This is a genomic window from Shewanella sp. MF08487 (assembly GCF_050848685.1).
GTDB lineage: Bacteria > Pseudomonadota > Gammaproteobacteria > Enterobacterales > Shewanellaceae > Shewanella > Shewanella glacialipiscicola.
The window spans coordinates 1-17167 of the sequence record NZ_JBOZPB010000016.1 but is presented as its reverse complement, the minus strand read 5'-3'; the positions used below and the strand labels follow the sequence as shown (position 1 = coordinate 17167).

General features: G+C 43.5%; 16 protein-coding genes. 11 read left to right on the top strand and 5 right to left on the bottom strand.

The features are described from left to right. Positions 1–4 precede the first annotated feature (4 nt). Positions 5–475 carry an NfeD family protein gene (locus ACRN9H_RS12040; protein WP_432313956.1) on the bottom strand — a complete coding sequence of 157 codons (471 nt, stop codon included), beginning with the start codon at positions 473–475 and terminating at the stop codon, positions 5–7. 465 nt (positions 476–940) lie between these two features. On the opposite strand from ACRN9H_RS12040, the gene ACRN9H_RS12035 reads away from it, so the two are divergent. Beyond that, the gene (locus ACRN9H_RS12035) at positions 941–1693 is read left to right on the top strand and encodes an outer membrane protein OmpK (RefSeq protein WP_432313954.1); all 753 of its coding nucleotides are present in this window, start codon (positions 941–943) and stop codon (positions 1691–1693) included. A 100-nt stretch (positions 1694–1793) separates the two neighbouring features. Here ACRN9H_RS12035 and udp read toward each other — a convergent pair whose 3' ends face one another. Then, positions 1794–2552 (bottom strand): uridine phosphorylase, encoded by a 759-nt coding sequence (gene udp, locus ACRN9H_RS12030; protein ID WP_432313952.1) that lies wholly within the window; start codon positions 2550–2552, stop codon positions 1794–1796. Between the two features lie 413 nt (positions 2553–2965). Between udp and ACRN9H_RS12025 the strand changes: the two genes are divergently transcribed. Continuing rightward, a complete protein-coding gene (locus ACRN9H_RS12025; RefSeq protein ID WP_432313950.1) occupies positions 2966–3178 on the top strand; it encodes a YdcH family protein in 213 nt (70 codons plus the stop codon). A 77-nt stretch (positions 3179–3255) separates the two neighbouring features. Here ACRN9H_RS12025 and ACRN9H_RS12020 read toward each other — a convergent pair whose 3' ends face one another. Both ACRN9H_RS12020 and ACRN9H_RS12015 read right to left on the bottom strand, forming a co-directional pair. Then, on the bottom strand, positions 3256–4431 hold the full coding sequence (locus tag ACRN9H_RS12020; RefSeq protein ID WP_432313948.1) for a type III PLP-dependent enzyme: 1176 nt from the start codon (positions 4429–4431) through the stop codon (positions 3256–3258). A gap of 375 nt (positions 4432–4806) precedes the next feature. Further along, complete coding sequence (locus tag ACRN9H_RS12015) at positions 4807–5286, bottom strand: hypothetical protein (RefSeq protein WP_432313946.1); 480 nt, start codon at positions 5284–5286, stop codon at positions 4807–4809. A 172-nt stretch (positions 5287–5458) separates the two neighbouring features. Between ACRN9H_RS12015 and ACRN9H_RS12010 the strand changes: the two genes are divergently transcribed. Both ACRN9H_RS12010 and ACRN9H_RS12005 read left to right on the top strand, forming a co-directional pair. Then, on the top strand, positions 5459–6295 hold the full coding sequence (locus ACRN9H_RS12010; protein WP_432313945.1) for a mechanosensitive ion channel family protein: 837 nt from the start codon (positions 5459–5461) through the stop codon (positions 6293–6295). Positions 6296–6660: 365 nt separating this feature from the next. After that, positions 6661–7821 carry a putative sulfate/molybdate transporter gene (locus ACRN9H_RS12005; protein ID WP_432313944.1) on the top strand — a complete coding sequence of 387 codons (1161 nt, stop codon included), beginning with the start codon at positions 6661–6663 and terminating at the stop codon, positions 7819–7821. 20 nt (positions 7822–7841) lie between these two features. On the opposite strand, the gene ACRN9H_RS12000 is transcribed toward ACRN9H_RS12005, so the two are convergent. Beyond that, positions 7842–9689, bottom strand: coding sequence for a sensor histidine kinase (locus tag ACRN9H_RS12000; RefSeq protein ID WP_432313942.1), 1848 nt, complete (start codon positions 9687–9689; stop codon positions 7842–7844). Between the two features lie 211 nt (positions 9690–9900). On the opposite strand from ACRN9H_RS12000, the gene ACRN9H_RS11995 reads away from it, so the two are divergent. From ACRN9H_RS11995 to ACRN9H_RS11965, 7 genes are all read left to right on the top strand, one after another. Continuing rightward, positions 9901–10503 (top strand): response regulator transcription factor, encoded by a 603-nt coding sequence (locus tag ACRN9H_RS11995; RefSeq protein ID WP_432313940.1) that lies wholly within the window; start codon positions 9901–9903, stop codon positions 10501–10503. A 194-nt stretch (positions 10504–10697) separates the two neighbouring features. Continuing rightward, positions 10698–11882 (top strand): flagellin lysine-N-methylase, encoded by a 1185-nt coding sequence (gene fliB / locus ACRN9H_RS11990; RefSeq protein ID WP_432313938.1) that lies wholly within the window; start codon positions 10698–10700, stop codon positions 11880–11882. A gap of 474 nt (positions 11883–12356) precedes the next feature. Beyond that, a complete protein-coding gene (hslV, locus tag ACRN9H_RS11985) occupies positions 12357–12881 on the top strand; it encodes an ATP-dependent protease subunit HslV (protein ID WP_076499334.1) in 525 nt (174 codons plus the stop codon). Positions 12882–12900: 19 nt separating this feature from the next. Next, entirely contained in the window at positions 12901–14229 is a 1329-nt protein-coding gene (gene hslU / locus ACRN9H_RS11980; RefSeq protein WP_432313936.1) for an ATP-dependent protease ATPase subunit HslU, read from the top strand. Positions 14230–14419: 190 nt separating this feature from the next. Next, complete coding sequence (locus ACRN9H_RS11975) at positions 14420–14806, top strand: gamma-butyrobetaine hydroxylase-like domain-containing protein (protein ID WP_006083302.1); 387 nt, start codon at positions 14420–14422, stop codon at positions 14804–14806. A gap of 814 nt (positions 14807–15620) precedes the next feature. Beyond that, positions 15621–15890 carry a hypothetical protein gene (locus tag ACRN9H_RS11970; RefSeq protein ID WP_300482981.1) on the top strand — a complete coding sequence of 90 codons (270 nt, stop codon included), beginning with the start codon at positions 15621–15623 and terminating at the stop codon, positions 15888–15890. Further along, on the top strand, positions 15890–16345 hold the full coding sequence (locus ACRN9H_RS11965) for a hypothetical protein (RefSeq protein WP_300482983.1): 456 nt from the start codon (positions 15890–15892) through the stop codon (positions 16343–16345). Before ACRN9H_RS11970 ends, ACRN9H_RS11965 begins: the two co-directional genes overlap by 1 nt. Positions 16346–17167: the final 822 nt, after the last annotated feature.

Here is a 17167-nt window from a genome sequence, read left to right as displayed (position 1 = left end):
TCCTTTAATTTTTGGCAGTTTCTACAGCAACGGGCTCAACGACTAGAGCAATATTTTCACGACAAATAATTCTGACATCAGTACCTGCAACTATGATACTGCCATCGCCAAGTGCTGGCCATTCACTTCCTTGGAACTCCACCCGCCCAGTTGCTTGCCCTGGACCAATGGTTTTTTTTACATGAGCAATTTGATTATATAAGTCGATTGCCTCATCGGTGTTATCCAAATGGGAATCCCCGCCAACGAGCCTTTGTGTCACTTGTCTAAAGGCCAATAACAGCACAATCGCGGCAATAAACCACAAGGTCATACTCTGCACTACGCCTTCGACTATCCCTATACTTAACGCACCAGCCACAACTAAACACGCGGCGCCGAGCAACACAATCACGCCACCGGGAACCACCAGTTCAGCCAGCATTAATACTAAACCCACCACAGCCCACACTAAAATCGGATTTGAAAACTCCATATTTCCCCCTGAAATGAGAGTGTCCTATGCAGCAACTATAGCAGCAGCGTTACGGATAATCGACATAATATGTCGAAGTTTACAGTTCACAATCTAGCATCAGCTAAACACTATTCTGATGCGCGCACACATTTAAGCCATTACTTTGTTTTAATATTAAGCATAATCAATTTAAAAACTTAAAATAATTTAGACATGACTCTGACGTTAAAAACAACAAAAACCTTTAAATCAATAGTATAAATACAAATTGGCACACCTGTTTATTATGTGATATTGACAACAACACTCAATAAAAACTTTGAATAACGATACGATTTTGCATATATTGCCCTCACTTTTTAGTCACTCCTTTGACGTGCTCCCGCGTTACGTTTGAACTAACTCATCAAAGCATGCCATTAGAGCAAAGAATAGATTGAATAAGACACGAATTAACATCGACCTCTACAGCAGGAAATAACAATGAAAAAAACAGGCCTATGCCTAGCATTAATGCTTTCTCCTCAAGCGCTTGCCGGTGACTTAGTACAATGGTGGGATTTCAGTGCCACAGCGCTATATGGTGAAGACTACGATTTAGCAGCCTCGGATAAACAAGCCACTGTCACACTAGAAACGGCGGGCGCTTGGAAATACGGTGATTGGTTTGCCTTTCAAGATTTTATCTATTTCAAAGGTAACGATGCAGGTATGGACAGCACGACGTATGGTGAAATTTCACCACGCTTCAGTGCCAGTAAAATCCTTGGCGAAAAGATAGCCTTTGGTCCGGTGACCGATCTATCTCTGGCATTAACCTATGAAGAAGGTGAAGGCCCTGTCCACAGTTTGCTTTACGGCTTAGGCATAGATGTCACCGTGCCTTATTTCACCTATTTGAACTTTAATACTTACCGTCGTAATGGTATGAGCACCGGTAACAATAGCGATGGCTGGCAGTTCACACCTGTTTTCCGTATCGATATTCCTATTGGCTCAGCCAACATAGTGCTCGATGGCTTTATCGATTGGGTATTTGCCACCGATGATAACGGCTACGAAGAGAACTTCCACTTCAACCCACAGCTAAAATACGATCTTGGTAAGAGTCTGTTCGGCGATCATCAAGCCAATAAGTTATTTGTGGGTATTGAATATGACCTGTGGACAAATAAATATGGCGTAAAAGGCGTAGATCAAGATACTTATTCTGTGATTGCTAAGTACCACTTTTAATCGGTATTAACGCAGTTTAAAAGCAATAAAAAAGGTGCCTGAGGCACCTTTTTTATTGAGCAGTCCCTTTACAGAGAAGCACTGTTTAGCTGAATTAACCTTAAGCGAGCAGTTTTTTCGCCGCAGCAATCACGATAGAAATCGCGTCCACTTCGGTTTTCTTCATTGTGGTTTCATTAGGAATTTCTTGCTGAGTGCGGTTAACAATAACCCCTGCTACACAGGCTGCACGCCAACCTTGAGTGGCGCACATAGTGAATAAGGTGGATGACTCCATCTCATAGTTCAACACGCCCATGTCTTGCCACTCTTTCATTGATCCTGCAAAGCGACGTGTTATACGGCCACTGACAGTGTCGTAACGCTCTTGACCTGGATAGAAAGTATCAGAAGATGCAGTAATACCAATATGTGGTTCTACGCCAGCATCACGACACGCTGCAACCATAGCAGTAGTACATTCAAAGTTGGCAACCGCAGGAAACTCCATAGGTGCAAAATGTAAGCTCGCGCCATCTAAACGAACTGAAGCTTGAGTCACAATCACGTCACCTACATTCACATGAGGTTGGATAGCGCCTGTAGTACCAATGCGCAAAAAGGTATTCACACCCAATTGTGCAAGTTCTTCTACTGCAATCGAAGTCGATGGACCACCGATACCGGTTGAACACACGACGACAGGCTTACCATCGGCATACGCTAAATAGCTGGTATATTCGCGGTGGCTAGCAAGAAACGTCGCATTATCCATTAATTCGGCAATACGTTTTACACGCTCTGGATCACCTGGCACGATTGCCAAGGTAGCACCATCGAGCATCGCTTTAGTCAAACCTAAGTGAAATACATCAGCCATTGTGAAAACCCCTTTCATTTTTGATAATTAAATTCTTATTAAATCGACTTTAACCTAGTATCGAAGCGGTGAAGGTTAACTTGATCACAGAATTATCGGCAAGAAGTAATTGTTTAGTCGTAATGAAATTACTTATTGCATGTAAATCTGATCACAAGATAGCAAATTTACTCGCGTTGCGGATATCAGTCTGATTTATGCCTGACAAAGTGTGAGCTAGATCCAGCTCAACTGCCATCACTTATGATTAATAATGTGTAGTCTACTGATTTATATTAGATTTAAATAAATCATCCTTGAGTATTAATCTAACGCCGAGCAGAATTTGAGCAAAATGACTTCTTATCGCTAAGTATAAAGGTTAGGGTTAAAGCGAAACTAACTGTGAAATAGTGACGATAAGGAGAATACCGATGTTTCCAGAATACAGAGAATTAATTTCTACCCTAAAGACCAAGGATGCTCATTTTCAACGTAAATTCGATGAGCACAATCAATTAGATGAGGAAATCAAACAGCTGGAAAAACGTGTGGGCAGTGATTTCAATCCAGCGGTGAAGGAGCTTAAAAGTAAGAAATTACACCTAAAAGAAGAAATTTATCAGATCCTCAAATCCCACGGATAACTTCAACGTTTTCTAGATAACCATTCTAGATAGCAATAAGGGCGCCTAAGCGCCCTTATTACCATAATCTCAATCGTTTACAGGTAGTAATCTTTCAGCGGGGGAAAACCATTAAAGCACACTGCCGAATACGTCGTAGTATAAGCGCCAGCGGTTAACCAATACATACGATCGCCAATGGCTAAGTCATTTGGTAAGCCATAGCTATAGTGCTCATACATGATATCTGCACTGTCACAGGTTGGACCGGCAATCACGCATTTATCCAGCTCGCCTTGACGCTCAGTATAAATCGGGAACTTAATCGCCTCGTCCATCGTTTCAATCAAGCCTGAGAATTTACCCACATCGGTAAACACCCAACGCTCTAACGCTGTGTAGGATTTTTTGCTGATCAGTACCACTTCAGACACTAAAATCCCCGCGTTAGAAATCAACGAACGACCTGGTTCCAAAATAATTTGTGGTAAATCGTCACCGAAATCTTCCTTCAGGAAGTGAGTAATCTGCTCAGCATACACACCCAGTTGATTCGTTTTATCAATATAGTTAGCAGGGAAACCACCGCCCATGTTGATCATCTTCAGGGTGATATTGTGCTCATCACGCAGACGGTCAAAAATGCTTTTCACTTTACCAATAGCGGAATCCCAAGCACCAATATCGCGTTGCTGAGAGCCTACATGGAACGAAATACCAAAAGGTTCTAAACCCAATTCCTGCGCCAATACTAATAAGTCATAGGCCATTTCATTTTGGCAGCCAAATTTACGTGATAGTGGCCAATCAGCTGTATCTGTGCCTTCGGTCAGAATACGCACATAAACACGCGAACCCGGCGCTTCTTCGGCGATCATACGCAAATCGGCTTCAGAGTCGGATGCATACATACGCACGCCTCGTTCATAAAATGCACGTACATCTTGGCGCTTTTTAATGGTGTTACCGTAGCTTACGCGATCGGTTGTTACACCGACATTCATGACCATATCGAGCTCATAAATTGAGGCGATATCAAAATTTGATCCCTTATCTTTTAACAAAGATAAGACCTCGGCCGCTGGGTTTGCCTTAACTGCATAATAAACGTTGGCGTAAGGAAAACTATTAACCATGTCATCGTATTGTTTCGCTATGATACTGGTATCGATCACAACGAATGGGGTTGCTTTGTCTTTGGCAAACGCTTCAATACGCTTGAAGGTATCCGTATCATAATAGTCAGCAACATCAATAGATTGAAATTGGCTCATTGGGCCAGAGTCTCCTTGGGGTCAGATAAATAAACATGCGTGTAATGTCTTAAAAACGTGCGCAGTAAACGATATTTCCTTACTTTACGCAATGAATTTTTATGCCGAATTTATAACTTTTTATTCTAGAATAAATTGACGATAGACTACTTTAAAAAAAGCATTTGTAAAACAAATGATTATAAACATAAACCCTAAGGCAAACGAGCGTTCATCATTCAAACAAAAATGAATTGTTACAATGCGAACAAAAGGGAAGTAGATAGACACGTGATGGCTAGAATAGCCAGCACAAAGTCACTTGTTTTAAGAGGCGATCACACCGCCAAATAACGCGAATGTGATGCCTTAATACTGCGGTATTGAACTAAATGGTTACTGCGGTTGGTTAAGTTTTACGAGCGCTTGGCTCAAGGCCTCACTGGAATCAAAATAGGCAATATCTACAATGTTACGCTGATTGAGCAATATCATAGTGGCCATATCTTTAGTGTCTGGTAATAAACGACTGATCTCCCCTTCTCTATCTAAGCCAATCGAAAAAGGTAAATCTTTCATTTGTGGCACTGCAACAAACTTAGCAATCAAAGAGGGCATGCCGCTAATATCGGCGACATAAACCAAGCCAGTAGGCATTTGAGTTTCACTCAAAGGAGTGAGTGTTTCTTTAATTATATCGCCACCTTTCATACTACGGCTAAAGAGTAACACTTGGGTTTTATCCGTCACTGTAACGGCTTTATCATGCTGATCGAGCAGTGTAATAGAATTAACCATATCTCCGGCAACATAACTTGCCGCAAGCGCCCATACTGGGGTCAATAGACAAGACAGGCATAACAACAGCGTTTTCATAAACACTCAACTCCCTTAAATTAGATAAGCTAACAGCATACCTGACTCACCCAATTCACTCATTAAACCAACCGCGATTACATGATACGCTTCACAGATGAATGGCGAATCAGTACCTGTACTGGCTTCTACACTATACTGATACGGTTAAATTTATTACAGAGATATCATAATGATAACACCGGGAATCAATCAAGAATTACAACAATTACAGGGTGTTTATCAACTGGTCACAGAGTTTTTAGTCACCTATAGTTTCCAGCTCGTGGGCGCCTTACTGATCTTTTTACTCGGCCTATGGGTCGCCAGTAAAGTATCGCGCTTAGTCGCTAAACAGTTCAAAAAACACAATGTCGATATCACCCTCAGCAATTTTGTCAGTAACCTTATCCGTATTCTCATCATCGTTATGGTCGGGATTATTGCCCTGAGCAAAATCGGCATCAGCGTGACCCCTATGGTGGCCGCAATCGGTGCCATCTCTCTTGGAGCGGGTTTAGCGCTGCAAGGTATGTTGGCGAACTATGCTGCTGGCGTAACCATTATTGTAACGCGGCCTTTTGTAGTAGGTAACACCATTGAAATAAAAGGAGAAAGTGGTGTTGTTAAACGTATTAATTTAGGCATGACCATTCTCACTAATGAGGAAGGAGAACAAATTAATATTCCCAATAAGCATATTGTTGGTGAGATTCTGCATAATTCCTTCAGTAATAAGTTAGTAGAAACCCAATTTAATCTCAGTTACAGCACAGATCCCGAACACGCCATTAGTGTGCTCACTGAGTTATTAAGCAACAATCCCTATGTTTATCAAGAGACCACACCCAATATCGGCATCAATGGTTTTAATACTGTCGGGATTGAAATGAGCGTACGTTATTGGGTGCCAACGCAAAGCTATTTTCAACACAAATATAAGGTGAACTTAGCCCTCTACAACGCCCTTAAGCAGGCAGGAATAGAGATTGCGTGCCCAATTAAAGAGGTGCACATACAACATCAATAACGCTAATGATTTAGGGTGCTTGATTAAACTAGCCCCCTAAATCACACACTGAAAATGAATTTGTGTAAGAGTGCCGTGTCTGTATTACCATCTATTGACTAGTAATTTACAACGACTCATTCGCGAGATGAACCTTCAATATCTTCGTGATATCAACACTCTAAGCGCAAAAACAATACTGATAGCAAGACTAAACGTAAGTACGCAGATACAGACAATTAGACTCAGCCATCAGCCCACCTTGCCCCAGATTGTCCCGACGCGCATCTAGATTGGGTAGTTTTACTCAGTTTACCACCCGAATAACTTTATTTTTCTGGCACTTATTTTGCGTAAACATAGCGTGTTCCATTACGGCAATGTGTATGTTCTCGAGCAATTCCCCTAAAAAAGTGTGTGACCAGTCATTTAACCGTTTACTTGGAGAAACCAGTGGTGCCTTTGCCGATCTCGGCACTTTTTTACCTTTAGTGCTCGGACTTATCGCCCTTAATCAATTTTCAGCCCAAGGAATATTTTTTGGCTTTGGGCTATTTGCCATCCTAAGCGCATTATTTTACCGCCGCCCGATTCCCGTACAACCGATGAAAGTCATCGCAGCACTCGTTATTGCCCAAGGGTTATCGCCAGGAATGTTGCAAGCAAGCGCTATGTTAATGGGGATAATACTGCTTATCCTTGCCTTTAGCGGTGCGATTACTTGGTTAGCTAAACAACTTTCTCAAGCCGTGAGTGTCGGTATTCAGCTCGCAATTGGTCTACAGCTGATGTGGATGGGCGCAAAAATGATGAGTGAGTTTTGGTTATTAGGTTTTGGTGCTTTTGGACTATTATTTGCCAGTAAATTTTTACCGTTACGCTACTTAGCGATGCCTTTAGTGATTACAGCAGGGATGATTTGGCAGGCAAGCACGCAAACAGGGTTAGCCAGCAATAGTTTTGATATCCAAGCGATGACAACGCCATTTCAGTTAACTTGGCCGACAGCCGTCGAATGGACTTCTGCCGCCCTTTTACTGGTAGTACCGCAACTGGCATTGACCCTAACCAATGCCGTTATTGCCATTTCAGCGATGGCACAGGAAAAATTCCCCGAAGATGCCGCTAAACTCACGCCAAAAAACTTTGCGATAACCTCAGGCCTAGCCAATTTATTACTCGCGCCCTTTGGCGCCTCAGCCATGTGCCACGGCGCAGGGGGTCTCACGGTACAGTATCATTTTGGCGCACGCACTTATCTTGCACCACTTATTTTTGGCAGTACTTGTTTGATTATCGCCCTCTGCTGGGGCAGTAATATCGCTTGGTTGTTAAGCTTAATTCCGATGGCGACCCTCGGTAGCTTACTGACGATTGCGGGGTTACAACTGGCGTGGTCGAAACGCTTAATCGATGGTAGACCTTTTTGTATCTTGGTGATTTTATCTACCGCTGTCACTTGCCTTGCAATCAATGCCGCCGCCGGACTTGCCGTAGGTATTATTCTAGAGCAAGTTCGCCGCAGGGCCATATTAGCCATGCGTTAGGTTTAAGTTATCTGAGTATCTTATCCCTTGGGCAATACCACTGTTACAACGCAACCTTGCTGCCAAGGTAATATCACTTCACTGCTGCAATCTTGGCAGTTTTCGATTTGAATGCTGCCGTGGTGGCGAGTGACAACATCTTTACAAATAGCTAAGCCGAGCCCTAAACCTTCATCTTTAGTCGATGCGAAAGAAGCCATTAAGTCGCTCGCCTGCCCTAGTAGCCCTTCGCCATTATCAATCACTAACACTTTGATTTCATGGGGCTGATAATAAATATCGATCCATAATTGACGCACACGATTATCACCGCAGAGCTCTAGCGCATCTAAACTATTTTTCACCAAGTTAACCCACATCTGGCTCAAACCAACACTATCGCCCATTAACTCAAAGGGTTCTCCATGAACGTTCACATGGCTATGTATTTGAGCACGATCTAGCTCGCGCCGCAGTAAAGCTAAGGCTTCTTTAACTACCAGTACAATATTTAAAGGTTCAGCCTTTGCCTGACGGCGTTTCAGTAAGCCGCGAATCCGGTGTACAACAGCGCCCGCACGAATAGATTGCGCATTAATTTTACCCAGCACATCATAAAGTTCTTGATTATCCTGCCCCAATCGCTCCAACTGCAGCATAGCGCCTTCGCTGTATTGAGTGATGGCAGCAATGGGTTGATTGAGTTCATGGGCAAGACCCGCGCCAATCTCCCCCAAAATCGCCGCGCTTTGTAGGCGTTCAAGTTGCAGCGCTTTATCCTTTAATTGTCGTTCTGTGTTGAGTAAAAATTCACTTTTCTGGCGAAACTTATACTCAAGCCATAAGTGGTAAATCGTGGATATGATAAAAATTAGCAGTAGTGCGCCGCCCCACTCTTTGTTTTTTGCCATCCATTTATGAACCGTTTGATAAAGTGGCGGCGATCCGCGCTGTAGCTGTAATTCTTTAAATAACTCAATGACTTTTAGCTGGCTTATCGGCGCAGTCCAGCCCAAAGTATCAGCCGTGATCGCAGCCACATGGTCAGCAGGCAAATCAAATAAGGCGCGGGTAATCGCCATTGTGAGCTGAGGAGGAACGGTATCCGCCGCCGCAAATGACCAGTTGGGATATAATGCAGTGCTGACCTCACAATCATATCCAGCGGGCGTATTCGGGTGGATCACTCGGTAATCGGTCTTTTTAACCAGACCCGTTTCGATCATTTCCTCTAAGGTACAAAAAGGTACAATGGCGGCATCGGCGTTACCATCGCGCACTTGATAAACCAATGGCTCAAGCGGAAATCCAAGAAAACGTACTTGCCCAAAAAACTCTTCGGAAATAAAGCCCATTTTATACAACAAGCCCATGGCGGCTTGGTATCCACCTAAGGCTTGCGGATCGCTGGCGACGACATTGCGCCCACGCAAATCCCGCAGAGTGCGGATAGGGCTATCGGCGCGCACGATAATCGTCGCACCGATAGTAAAAGTGCTGCCCTGATGTTTACGGCTTTTCATAGTCGCCAGCCAAGACAGCGGGAAATGATTACTTAAGTGCAAATACTGCCCAGGATTGGTGACAATAAACTGCAGATCGTTACTGAGTAACTGGCTGCGCATGCCATTAAAATCAACGGGCACAACCTCAAAATGACTATTAGGCACCTGCTCAGAGAGATAATCCATCATAGGTTGCCAACGCTGTTTGGCCTGTAATACACCATGATTTGCTAACACACCAACTTTAAATTGATGCTCTTTCAACGCTTCGTCAGCGATGCTAACGCTAGAATGGCATAACACCAGCCCACTCAAACACAGCAGTAACCAGTAGCCAAATGTGTTAAATAGTGAAACCCGCTGCAAGGACTCATGTTTTTTCATAGGTATTGTTTGTTTTTAAGAGCCTAGTCATTGATGCCAAGACCATAACTTACCGCCATTATTGCTGCTGTGAAATGCCGCCAAACTCTGACATTAAGATCATAGGATAAGGCTAGTTTAGTGATGCAACTCCCAAGACCTAGACTTAAAATTGAGCTAAGTATCCCTGCGGCTTAAGCTGTTCATGCCCTTTAACTCCAGCAGGAAAGCTATGTTGACCAAATTGCCATTGTATTTAGTTGATGACGATGCCGCGATCCTCGATTCATTGGGGTTTATGCTCAGACAATTTGGTTATCAAGTGCAAACCTTTAGTAATGGCCACGACTTTCTCAAGCACTGTGCATTATCACAAGCAGGTTGCGTTATTTTAGATAGCCGTATGCCTGAAATCACCGGTCAGGAAATACAACAAAAACTACTGGAGACTAAAAGCCCATTGGGGGTGATATTTCTTACGGGTCACGGTGATTTACCAATGGCATTAAGTGCTTTTCGCAAAGGGGCCTGCGATTTTTTTCAAAAGCCAGTGTCAGGTAAATCATTAGTCCAAGCAATTGAAAAGGCACAGCGAGAAAGTCTGACCAACTTCGAACAACAAAGCTTGCAGCAAAAGTTTGAAAGACTCACCGAGCGAGAACAACAAGTGTTAGCCCATCTCATCCAAGGCATGACTAACAAACAAATCTCGGAGGTGATGTTTTTATCGCTGCGCACAATTGAAGTGCACCGCGCAAAAATCATCAAAAAACTCGAAGTCAATAATATGGCAGAACTGGTGCAACACTTAGGTAATCTGAACTCAATCCTATAAGCCATAAATGACTATCTACTTAACGCCTGTTACGTTACGTGTAAAACATTGCATTAAAACTATAAATAAGTCATCCGCTTGGCTGTTGTAACTGTTTTATTTAACTTTGTTTAACACGGTTTGACTAAACTGGCATTAGTCCGTTTTATTTGTTATATTTCATCTAACTCACTGTAAGAATAAAGAAATTACTGATGGACAATATCATCATAAAACCAGGCTATGTCACATTATTCCAATGTATTGGGCCCGAGTGTGAAGACAGCTGTTGTAACGATTGGCGCATATCTTTTGATAAAAAAAGCTATAAAAACACCATCAAACATCCATTACTCGCCACAACAGCAAAAACGGCCTTTATTGAAACAAAAAAAAGCGCAAACGATTGGGCCGATATAAGACTCAATGAACAAGGTGCATGCCCATTCGTTAATGAACAAAAGCTGTGTGATGTCCATGCAAAAGCGGGGGTGCAGGCGCTGAGCCACACATGTAAAACATATCCACGGTTCCACAAGATCATTGGTGGTAATAAGCATGAAAGCCTCTATTTATCTTGCCCAGAAGTCGCTCGCTTAGTGCTGTTCAATCCTGACGCTTTCCAATTTGACACTAATAGAAGTGGCACAAAACAGCCATCATCACCCAGCCCGCTATGGTTAGAAAAAACCCATGAATCCTGTATCGACCTATTGGTGAATATGAAGGGAGGCTGGCAACAAGCATTACTGGCAATCGGATTATTAATCAAAGTCAGCGACCAAGTTCGTCAGAATATCCTGCCAATAGAAGAGCTCGACAAACGCTTACAACAATTAAAATTGTATGCTGAGTCTGGAGCGTTGGCGGAGCAATATGAAAAGTTACCTTATACGCCTAAGCCACAGATGCATGCGTTTATCACGGTTCACAATGAACTATGTAAATCACACTCTAGAGGATTGCGTGCAAGATTTACCACGTTAAATGAAGCGGTTGGCGTATTGTGTAATGAAGAAAATGAGTACCATATTGATGCGTTGAATCAAGCTTGGACTGAACATGCAGCGCCGGCTCTGGCTGGGCATACCGAACTGTTTGAACGCTATATTTTGTATTCTATTTATCACAACCACTTCCCTTTACTAGACTCACAACAACCCTCTTGGGAAGCATTTCGTTTACTCGTGCTCGATTGTTTTATGATCCGTTGCTATTTATCTGCAATCGCCTTTAAGAATAAAGGACTATCAGAAAGTGACATAGTGATGTGTTTTCAGATTTATCAAGTTGTTAGGCAACATAAAACTGAGTTTGTAAAGAGTATGAGCGCAACATTGCAAGAATGCGGAATAGACAGTGTGCCTGCCGCTATTTGCCTTTTAAAAACTCAAGCATAACGCTTTAATACTATAGCTATTAACGCGCCTTTCACTGCAGATAAGCCACACTATGTGGCGGAGTAAACTGCGACAAACTGTCGCAGTTTGTGCATTTGGCTTTGTTAAATATCGTCTCTACCCGCACACTTGTGTATTAGGTTCCTTTCTTTGTGCCCCGCAGGCGCTCAAGAAATCCACTGCTTTTGAACCTCCCCCGAGGGCAACTATGTCCTCGGGTATTTTTCAAGCCGGATATCAGGGTTTCAATTAATCCCTGCGAGTCTCTTTTAAAAATTTTGGTGACCATGCTGCATCAAAATCGGCAGTACAACCCTTCCCCAGTAAGCGCTTATTTTTGCTGCCAAAGGCGCGCGAAAGATCGCAAACTCCTTTGGCTTTTCTCGCTATAACTTGAATTATTGTCATCTATCCCCATATCTACTGCATCATCCACCGCATGATTTGTCATTGCGGGTCAGAAGAGGATTCATTGTGACCACTATCGTATCAGTACGCCGTAATAATCAAGTTGTCATCGCCGGCGATGGCCAAGTCTCCCTAGGCAATACCGTGATGAAAGGTAACGCCAAAAAAGTGCGTCGCTTATATCACAACAAGGTACTGGCAGGTTTTGCAGGCGGCACCGCCGATGCTTTCACTCTATTTGAGCGTTTTGAAGCCAAACTCGAAATGCACCAAGGTCATTTATTACGCTCGGCCGTTGAGCTCGCCAAAGATTGGCGTACCGACCGTATGCTGCGAAAACTCGAAGCTTTGTTGGTTGTTGCCGATGCCGAAACCTCGCTGATCATCACAGGTAATGGTGATGTGGTTCAGCCAGAATACGATTTAGTCGCTATCGGTTCGGGCGGCAACTATGCCCAAGCGGCGGCCCTTGCGTTATTGCAAAATACCGAGCTGTCGGCCTTAGAAATCGCCGAAAAATCCCTTACTATAGCGGGTGATATTTGCGTATTTACCAATCAATTTAAAACGATTGAAGAACTCAATTACTAAACAGCCCGTGAGGAATATTATGTCTGAAATGACCCCCCGTGAGATTGTCCACGAGCTGGATACACACATTATTGGCCAACAAAAAGCCAAACGTTCTGTTGCTGTCGCCCTACGTAACCGCTGGCGCCGGATGCAACTGGATGCTGATTTCCGTCAAGAAGTCACCCCAAAAAACATCCTGATGATTGGCCCCACTGGAGTAGGTAAAACTGAAATTGCCCGCCGTTTAGCTAAGTTAGCTAACGCGCCATTTATTAAAGTCGAAGCGACTAAATACACAGAAGTGGGTTATGTCGGTAAGGAAGTCGAGCAAATCATCCGCGATTTGACCGATATCGCCATCAAGCTGACCCGTGAACAGCAAATGGGTAAGTGTCGCCAACTTGCAGAAGAACACGCCGAAGAACGTATTCTTGATGCCCTGTTGCCTAAGCCGAAAAATGACTGGGAAAGCGCAGAAACCGACTCAGGCTCAAATACCCGCCAAGTGTTTCGTAAAAAACTCCGCGAAGGTCAATTAGACGATAAAGAAATCGATATTGACGTGGCCCAACCGCAAATTGGTGTTGAAATCATGTCGCCTCCGGGTATGGAAGAAATGACCAACCAGTTGCAAAGCCTGTTTAAAAACATGGGCCAAGCCCCCGCGAAACGTCGCAAGATGAAAATCAAAGAAGCCTTTAAGTTATTAATAGAGGAAGAAGCAGCTAAACTGGTCAACCAAGAAGATTTAAAAGAGCAAGCCATTGAAATGGTTGAGCAAAATGGTATCGTTTTTATCGACGAAATCGATAAAATCTGTAAACGCGGCGAAACCTCAGGCCCAGACGTTTCCCGTGAAGGTGTGCAACGTGATTTACTGCCGCTGATTGAAGGCTGCACGGTAACCACTAAGCACGGCATGGTAAAAACCGACCATATTCTATTTATCGCATCTGGTGCATTCCAGATGTCTAAACCGTCAGATTTAATTCCTGAGTTACAGGGTCGTTTACCGATTCGTGTCGAGTTAGATGCGTTATCAGCCAATGATTTTAAACGTATTCTTACCGAGCCACACGCATCACTAACCGAGCAATATATCGCGTTAATGGGTACAGAAGGCGTGAAAATCGAGTTCACCGAGTCGGGTATCGACAGCATTGCCAAAGCCGCATGGCAAGTGAACGAGCGCACAGAGAACATCGGCGCCCGTCGTTTACACACTGTGATGGAAAAGCTGATGGAAGATATCTCCTACGAGGCATCGGAAAAATCGGGCTCCGCCTTTGTTATCGACGCCGACTATGTTAGCGCCCACTTAGATAACTTAGTCCAAGACGAAGATCTCAGCCGCTTTATCCTTTAAACGGTAAGGCTGGTAAAGCTTGAACCTAGACAAAGGTTTGGTATGCCATTAAATACCAAGCCATCCAAGGGCAAAACTGTGATCACGGCTAAGGCATACTCTTTGTATCCTTAGCCGTTAATGGTTACAGTAATCAGGCATTATTTTAATGAGCCGTTATCTTATTTTAGCATTTTCTGGTAGCCAACCTATGACCACAGCAACGCCCAATGTCACCGATCTTAAACTGAAACGTAAATCACGCATTCTAGAAGTCAGTTTCGACAATGGTGAGCAATATCAGCTCAGCTGCGAGATGCTCAGAGTCTACTCGCCCTCGGCCGAAGTGCATGGTCACGGCAATCCTAAGCTGGTCACCCACAAGAAAAATGTCAACATCAGCGCCATAGAACCCGTCGGTAACTACGCAGTAAAAATCGTCTTCGATGACGGCCACGACACCGGCCTATTCTCGTGGAAAGTACTCTACGATCTCGCCACCCACCAAGTGGATCTATGGGAAAAATACCTCGCCCGCCTGCGCGCCGAAAAAGCCTCCCGCGAACCGCTGATAGCGATGAATATTAAGTACAACTAGCATGTTAGGTAGACGCCTAATTGTGTGATTTAAACAATTGGTGGCTAGTAAAATTGAGTGGCATTACAGCTAATAGCAATTTTCAATTTATTAATCGAGCCATTAAGCACTGCATTAACTTAATCATTTAATACCATTTTACGGATTAAAGTCGTGGGGCTTCACCCCACACCCGACCAAGAGGGGATCAACAGCAATTCCCTCTTGGATCTCCCTTGCCGCCCCTAGCGAAGTTACATGCATTAGATACTAGCCTTGGTCTTATGGATAAATTGCTATCGCTTCCGAAGGCAACGTCCCTGTACCTACGAAAGCTAGCCAGTCATCCATGACCGGGCTCACGCAATTTATTCCAACGCCCCGCGGCAACTTCGCAGGGGAAGGTGAACTTCTGTAACTTCTGTGTTGGCTGTTAATCCTAAAAGAATTTTGCATGCCCATCTTTCAGTTATCGACTTTATCACCAAGTAATGGTTTGTCATCGACAGTTTTCATGCTGTGCAACTCAAAGGCATTGACCTCGCCTTTGGTGATAAACTTGCGGCGAACGCGACGGCCACCTCCGTTTGCCTCTACCGTCTTTAAGATTACGAACTGTCATAACTACAACGAATCTCCAAGACGCACAAAATGAACGCTAATAGTAAATTTAATTATGCAATATAGTGCAATATTGCTATAGATACTGCAAAATACTCGTCCCGCAATGTGTAGTATTTAGTTGTGTTTAGACTAAAATAATCAGAAAGTTAACCTTACAATTAATGCAGTTTGTATAGTTGACTAACTAAGTAACGCAATAGGAGTTTTACCTATGGCTGTTTTTGCAGTGATGGTGACAGAAGACAATAGCGAAAAAGTAAAAAGTCTAAGTCTGAAGATTGCTCAAACATACCCAAACGAGTTCATGGAATTGAGCAAAGGCATTTGGCTGGTAAGTGCGCCAGAAATTTTTCAACCTAAGCTCGTTTTCGATGCTCTGCTTCCTGAGCACACAACTTCGAGCCTCGTAGTACCAGTGAATGCGTTTTGGGGAATACAAGATCCAAGTGTTTGGAACTGGATACAGCAAAGGATGAAATAATGGCTCAGGTAAAGAAACCACCTTCATTACAAAGTGAACCATCATCCAGTGGAGCATCTGAAAAAAGCCAACTGGACTGGGTGCTGCATAGCTTAACAGGCATTCAGAATGACATTTCATCAATGGATGAAAAAAGCTCATCCACCAATGAACGAGTAATTGAAATATCGTCGCGCATGGCCGCGATTGAAACCCATAATGCTTACACAGCTAAGTCGCTTGAAAGAATCGAGAAAATGCTAGACAAGCAGGAAGATTTAGCTACTGAACAATCAAAAGACATCAATAAAATCAACACTAAAATCGCGGTTGGCATCGCGATAGTGCTGACAGCAGGAGCAATTTTTGGCTGGATCTTAAATGGTCAGGTAGGTAAGTTGTCGGCATTTATGGAGCAGCAGAAAGAAGCTCAAAAATTAGAAGCATCGAAATCTGGTGAGCAACCACCGAAATAGGCAGCGTCACCAAAACAAAAAGGCACCTTTAGGTGCCTTTTTGTTATCTGTGTGACCCGTCCTAAATAACGTTGACACTTTTCAAACTCATTTTGAGAGGGGAAAACAGGACATCCACAACTATTTAATGCTTTAAGTGACCAATAGACAACTCAATAATCAAAGGAATAAACCTCCCCTCGGAGTTGCCGCAGGGCATTTGCGTTCGTTGCGTGAGCGAGGCATGCTCGTTCTCGTGCATCCATGCACTTCACGACATTCAGGCATCCTGCCTATCAGAAAATTTAACGAGCCACCCATTGTTAAATTTCTAAATGTGGTAGTAAGCATTACTCGGTTTGCTTTGCATGACTTGCAAACAATACAAAGAAAAGATGGGACAGGCAGAACTCTTTTGAGATTAAAAGCTAACACCAAAACTTCAGGAGTTCACCTTCCCCTGCGAAGTTGTCGAAATACGCAGATAGCTCTTAGTTGTTTGAGTGGGGCCGTGGCGACATCATGGATGATGGCGCAGGCTCGGGGGGACAGGGATGTCCCATCTGAGCCGTTAGGCAATTTTTATTGGAGTATGAGACCAGTCACTAATACATGTAACTTCGCTAGGGGCGTCTTGGCTGATGTGAAAACAATAGGCAAGAAGGATAGGACGAGCAGTCCTCTTTGGTCGACTCTTTATTAAAAAATCAGGGGGTGAATGTTCTGGTCTAATCCCATCGGACACTTAATTTTGAGACAGTATGGTCAATAAATTAAGAGGTCTATATGAGTTTAAAAAAATCACATAAGAGTTATCCGCAGGCATTTAAAGATGAAGCCGTC

Coding starts and splice junctions, on each gene's coding strand:
- ACRN9H_RS12035 (WP_432313954.1), top strand. CDS start 941: ATGAAAAAAACAGGCCTATGCCTAGCATTAATGCTTTCTCCTCAAGCG.
- ACRN9H_RS11965 (WP_300482983.1), top strand. CDS start 15,890: ATGGCTCAGGTAAAGAAACCACCTTCATTACAAAGTGAACCATCATCC.
- ACRN9H_RS12010 (WP_432313945.1), top strand. CDS start 5,459: ATGATAACACCGGGAATCAATCAAGAATTACAACAATTACAGGGTGTT.
- fliB (WP_432313938.1), top strand. CDS start 10,698: ATGGACAATATCATCATAAAACCAGGCTATGTCACATTATTCCAATGT.
- ACRN9H_RS11995 (WP_432313940.1), top strand. CDS start 9,901: ATGTTGACCAAATTGCCATTGTATTTAGTTGATGACGATGCCGCGATC.
- ACRN9H_RS12000 (WP_432313942.1), bottom strand. CDS start 9,689: ATGAAAAAACATGAGTCCTTGCAGCGGGTTTCACTATTTAACACATTT.
- ACRN9H_RS12040 (WP_432313956.1), bottom strand. CDS start 475: ATGGAGTTTTCAAATCCGATTTTAGTGTGGGCTGTGGTGGGTTTAGTA.
- ACRN9H_RS12005 (WP_432313944.1), top strand. CDS start 6,661: ATGTTCTCGAGCAATTCCCCTAAAAAAGTGTGTGACCAGTCATTTAAC.
- ACRN9H_RS11970 (WP_300482981.1), top strand. CDS start 15,621: ATGGCTGTTTTTGCAGTGATGGTGACAGAAGACAATAGCGAAAAAGTA.
- ACRN9H_RS12015 (WP_432313946.1), bottom strand. CDS start 5,286: ATGAAAACGCTGTTGTTATGCCTGTCTTGTCTATTGACCCCAGTATGG.
- hslU (WP_432313936.1), top strand. CDS start 12,901: ATGTCTGAAATGACCCCCCGTGAGATTGTCCACGAGCTGGATACACAC.
- ACRN9H_RS11975 (WP_006083302.1), top strand. CDS start 14,420: ATGACCACAGCAACGCCCAATGTCACCGATCTTAAACTGAAACGTAAA.
- ACRN9H_RS12025 (WP_432313950.1), top strand. CDS start 2,966: ATGTTTCCAGAATACAGAGAATTAATTTCTACCCTAAAGACCAAGGAT.
- ACRN9H_RS12020 (WP_432313948.1), bottom strand. CDS start 4,431: ATGAGCCAATTTCAATCTATTGATGTTGCTGACTATTATGATACGGAT.
- udp (WP_432313952.1), bottom strand. CDS start 2,552: ATGGCTGATGTATTTCACTTAGGTTTGACTAAAGCGATGCTCGATGGT.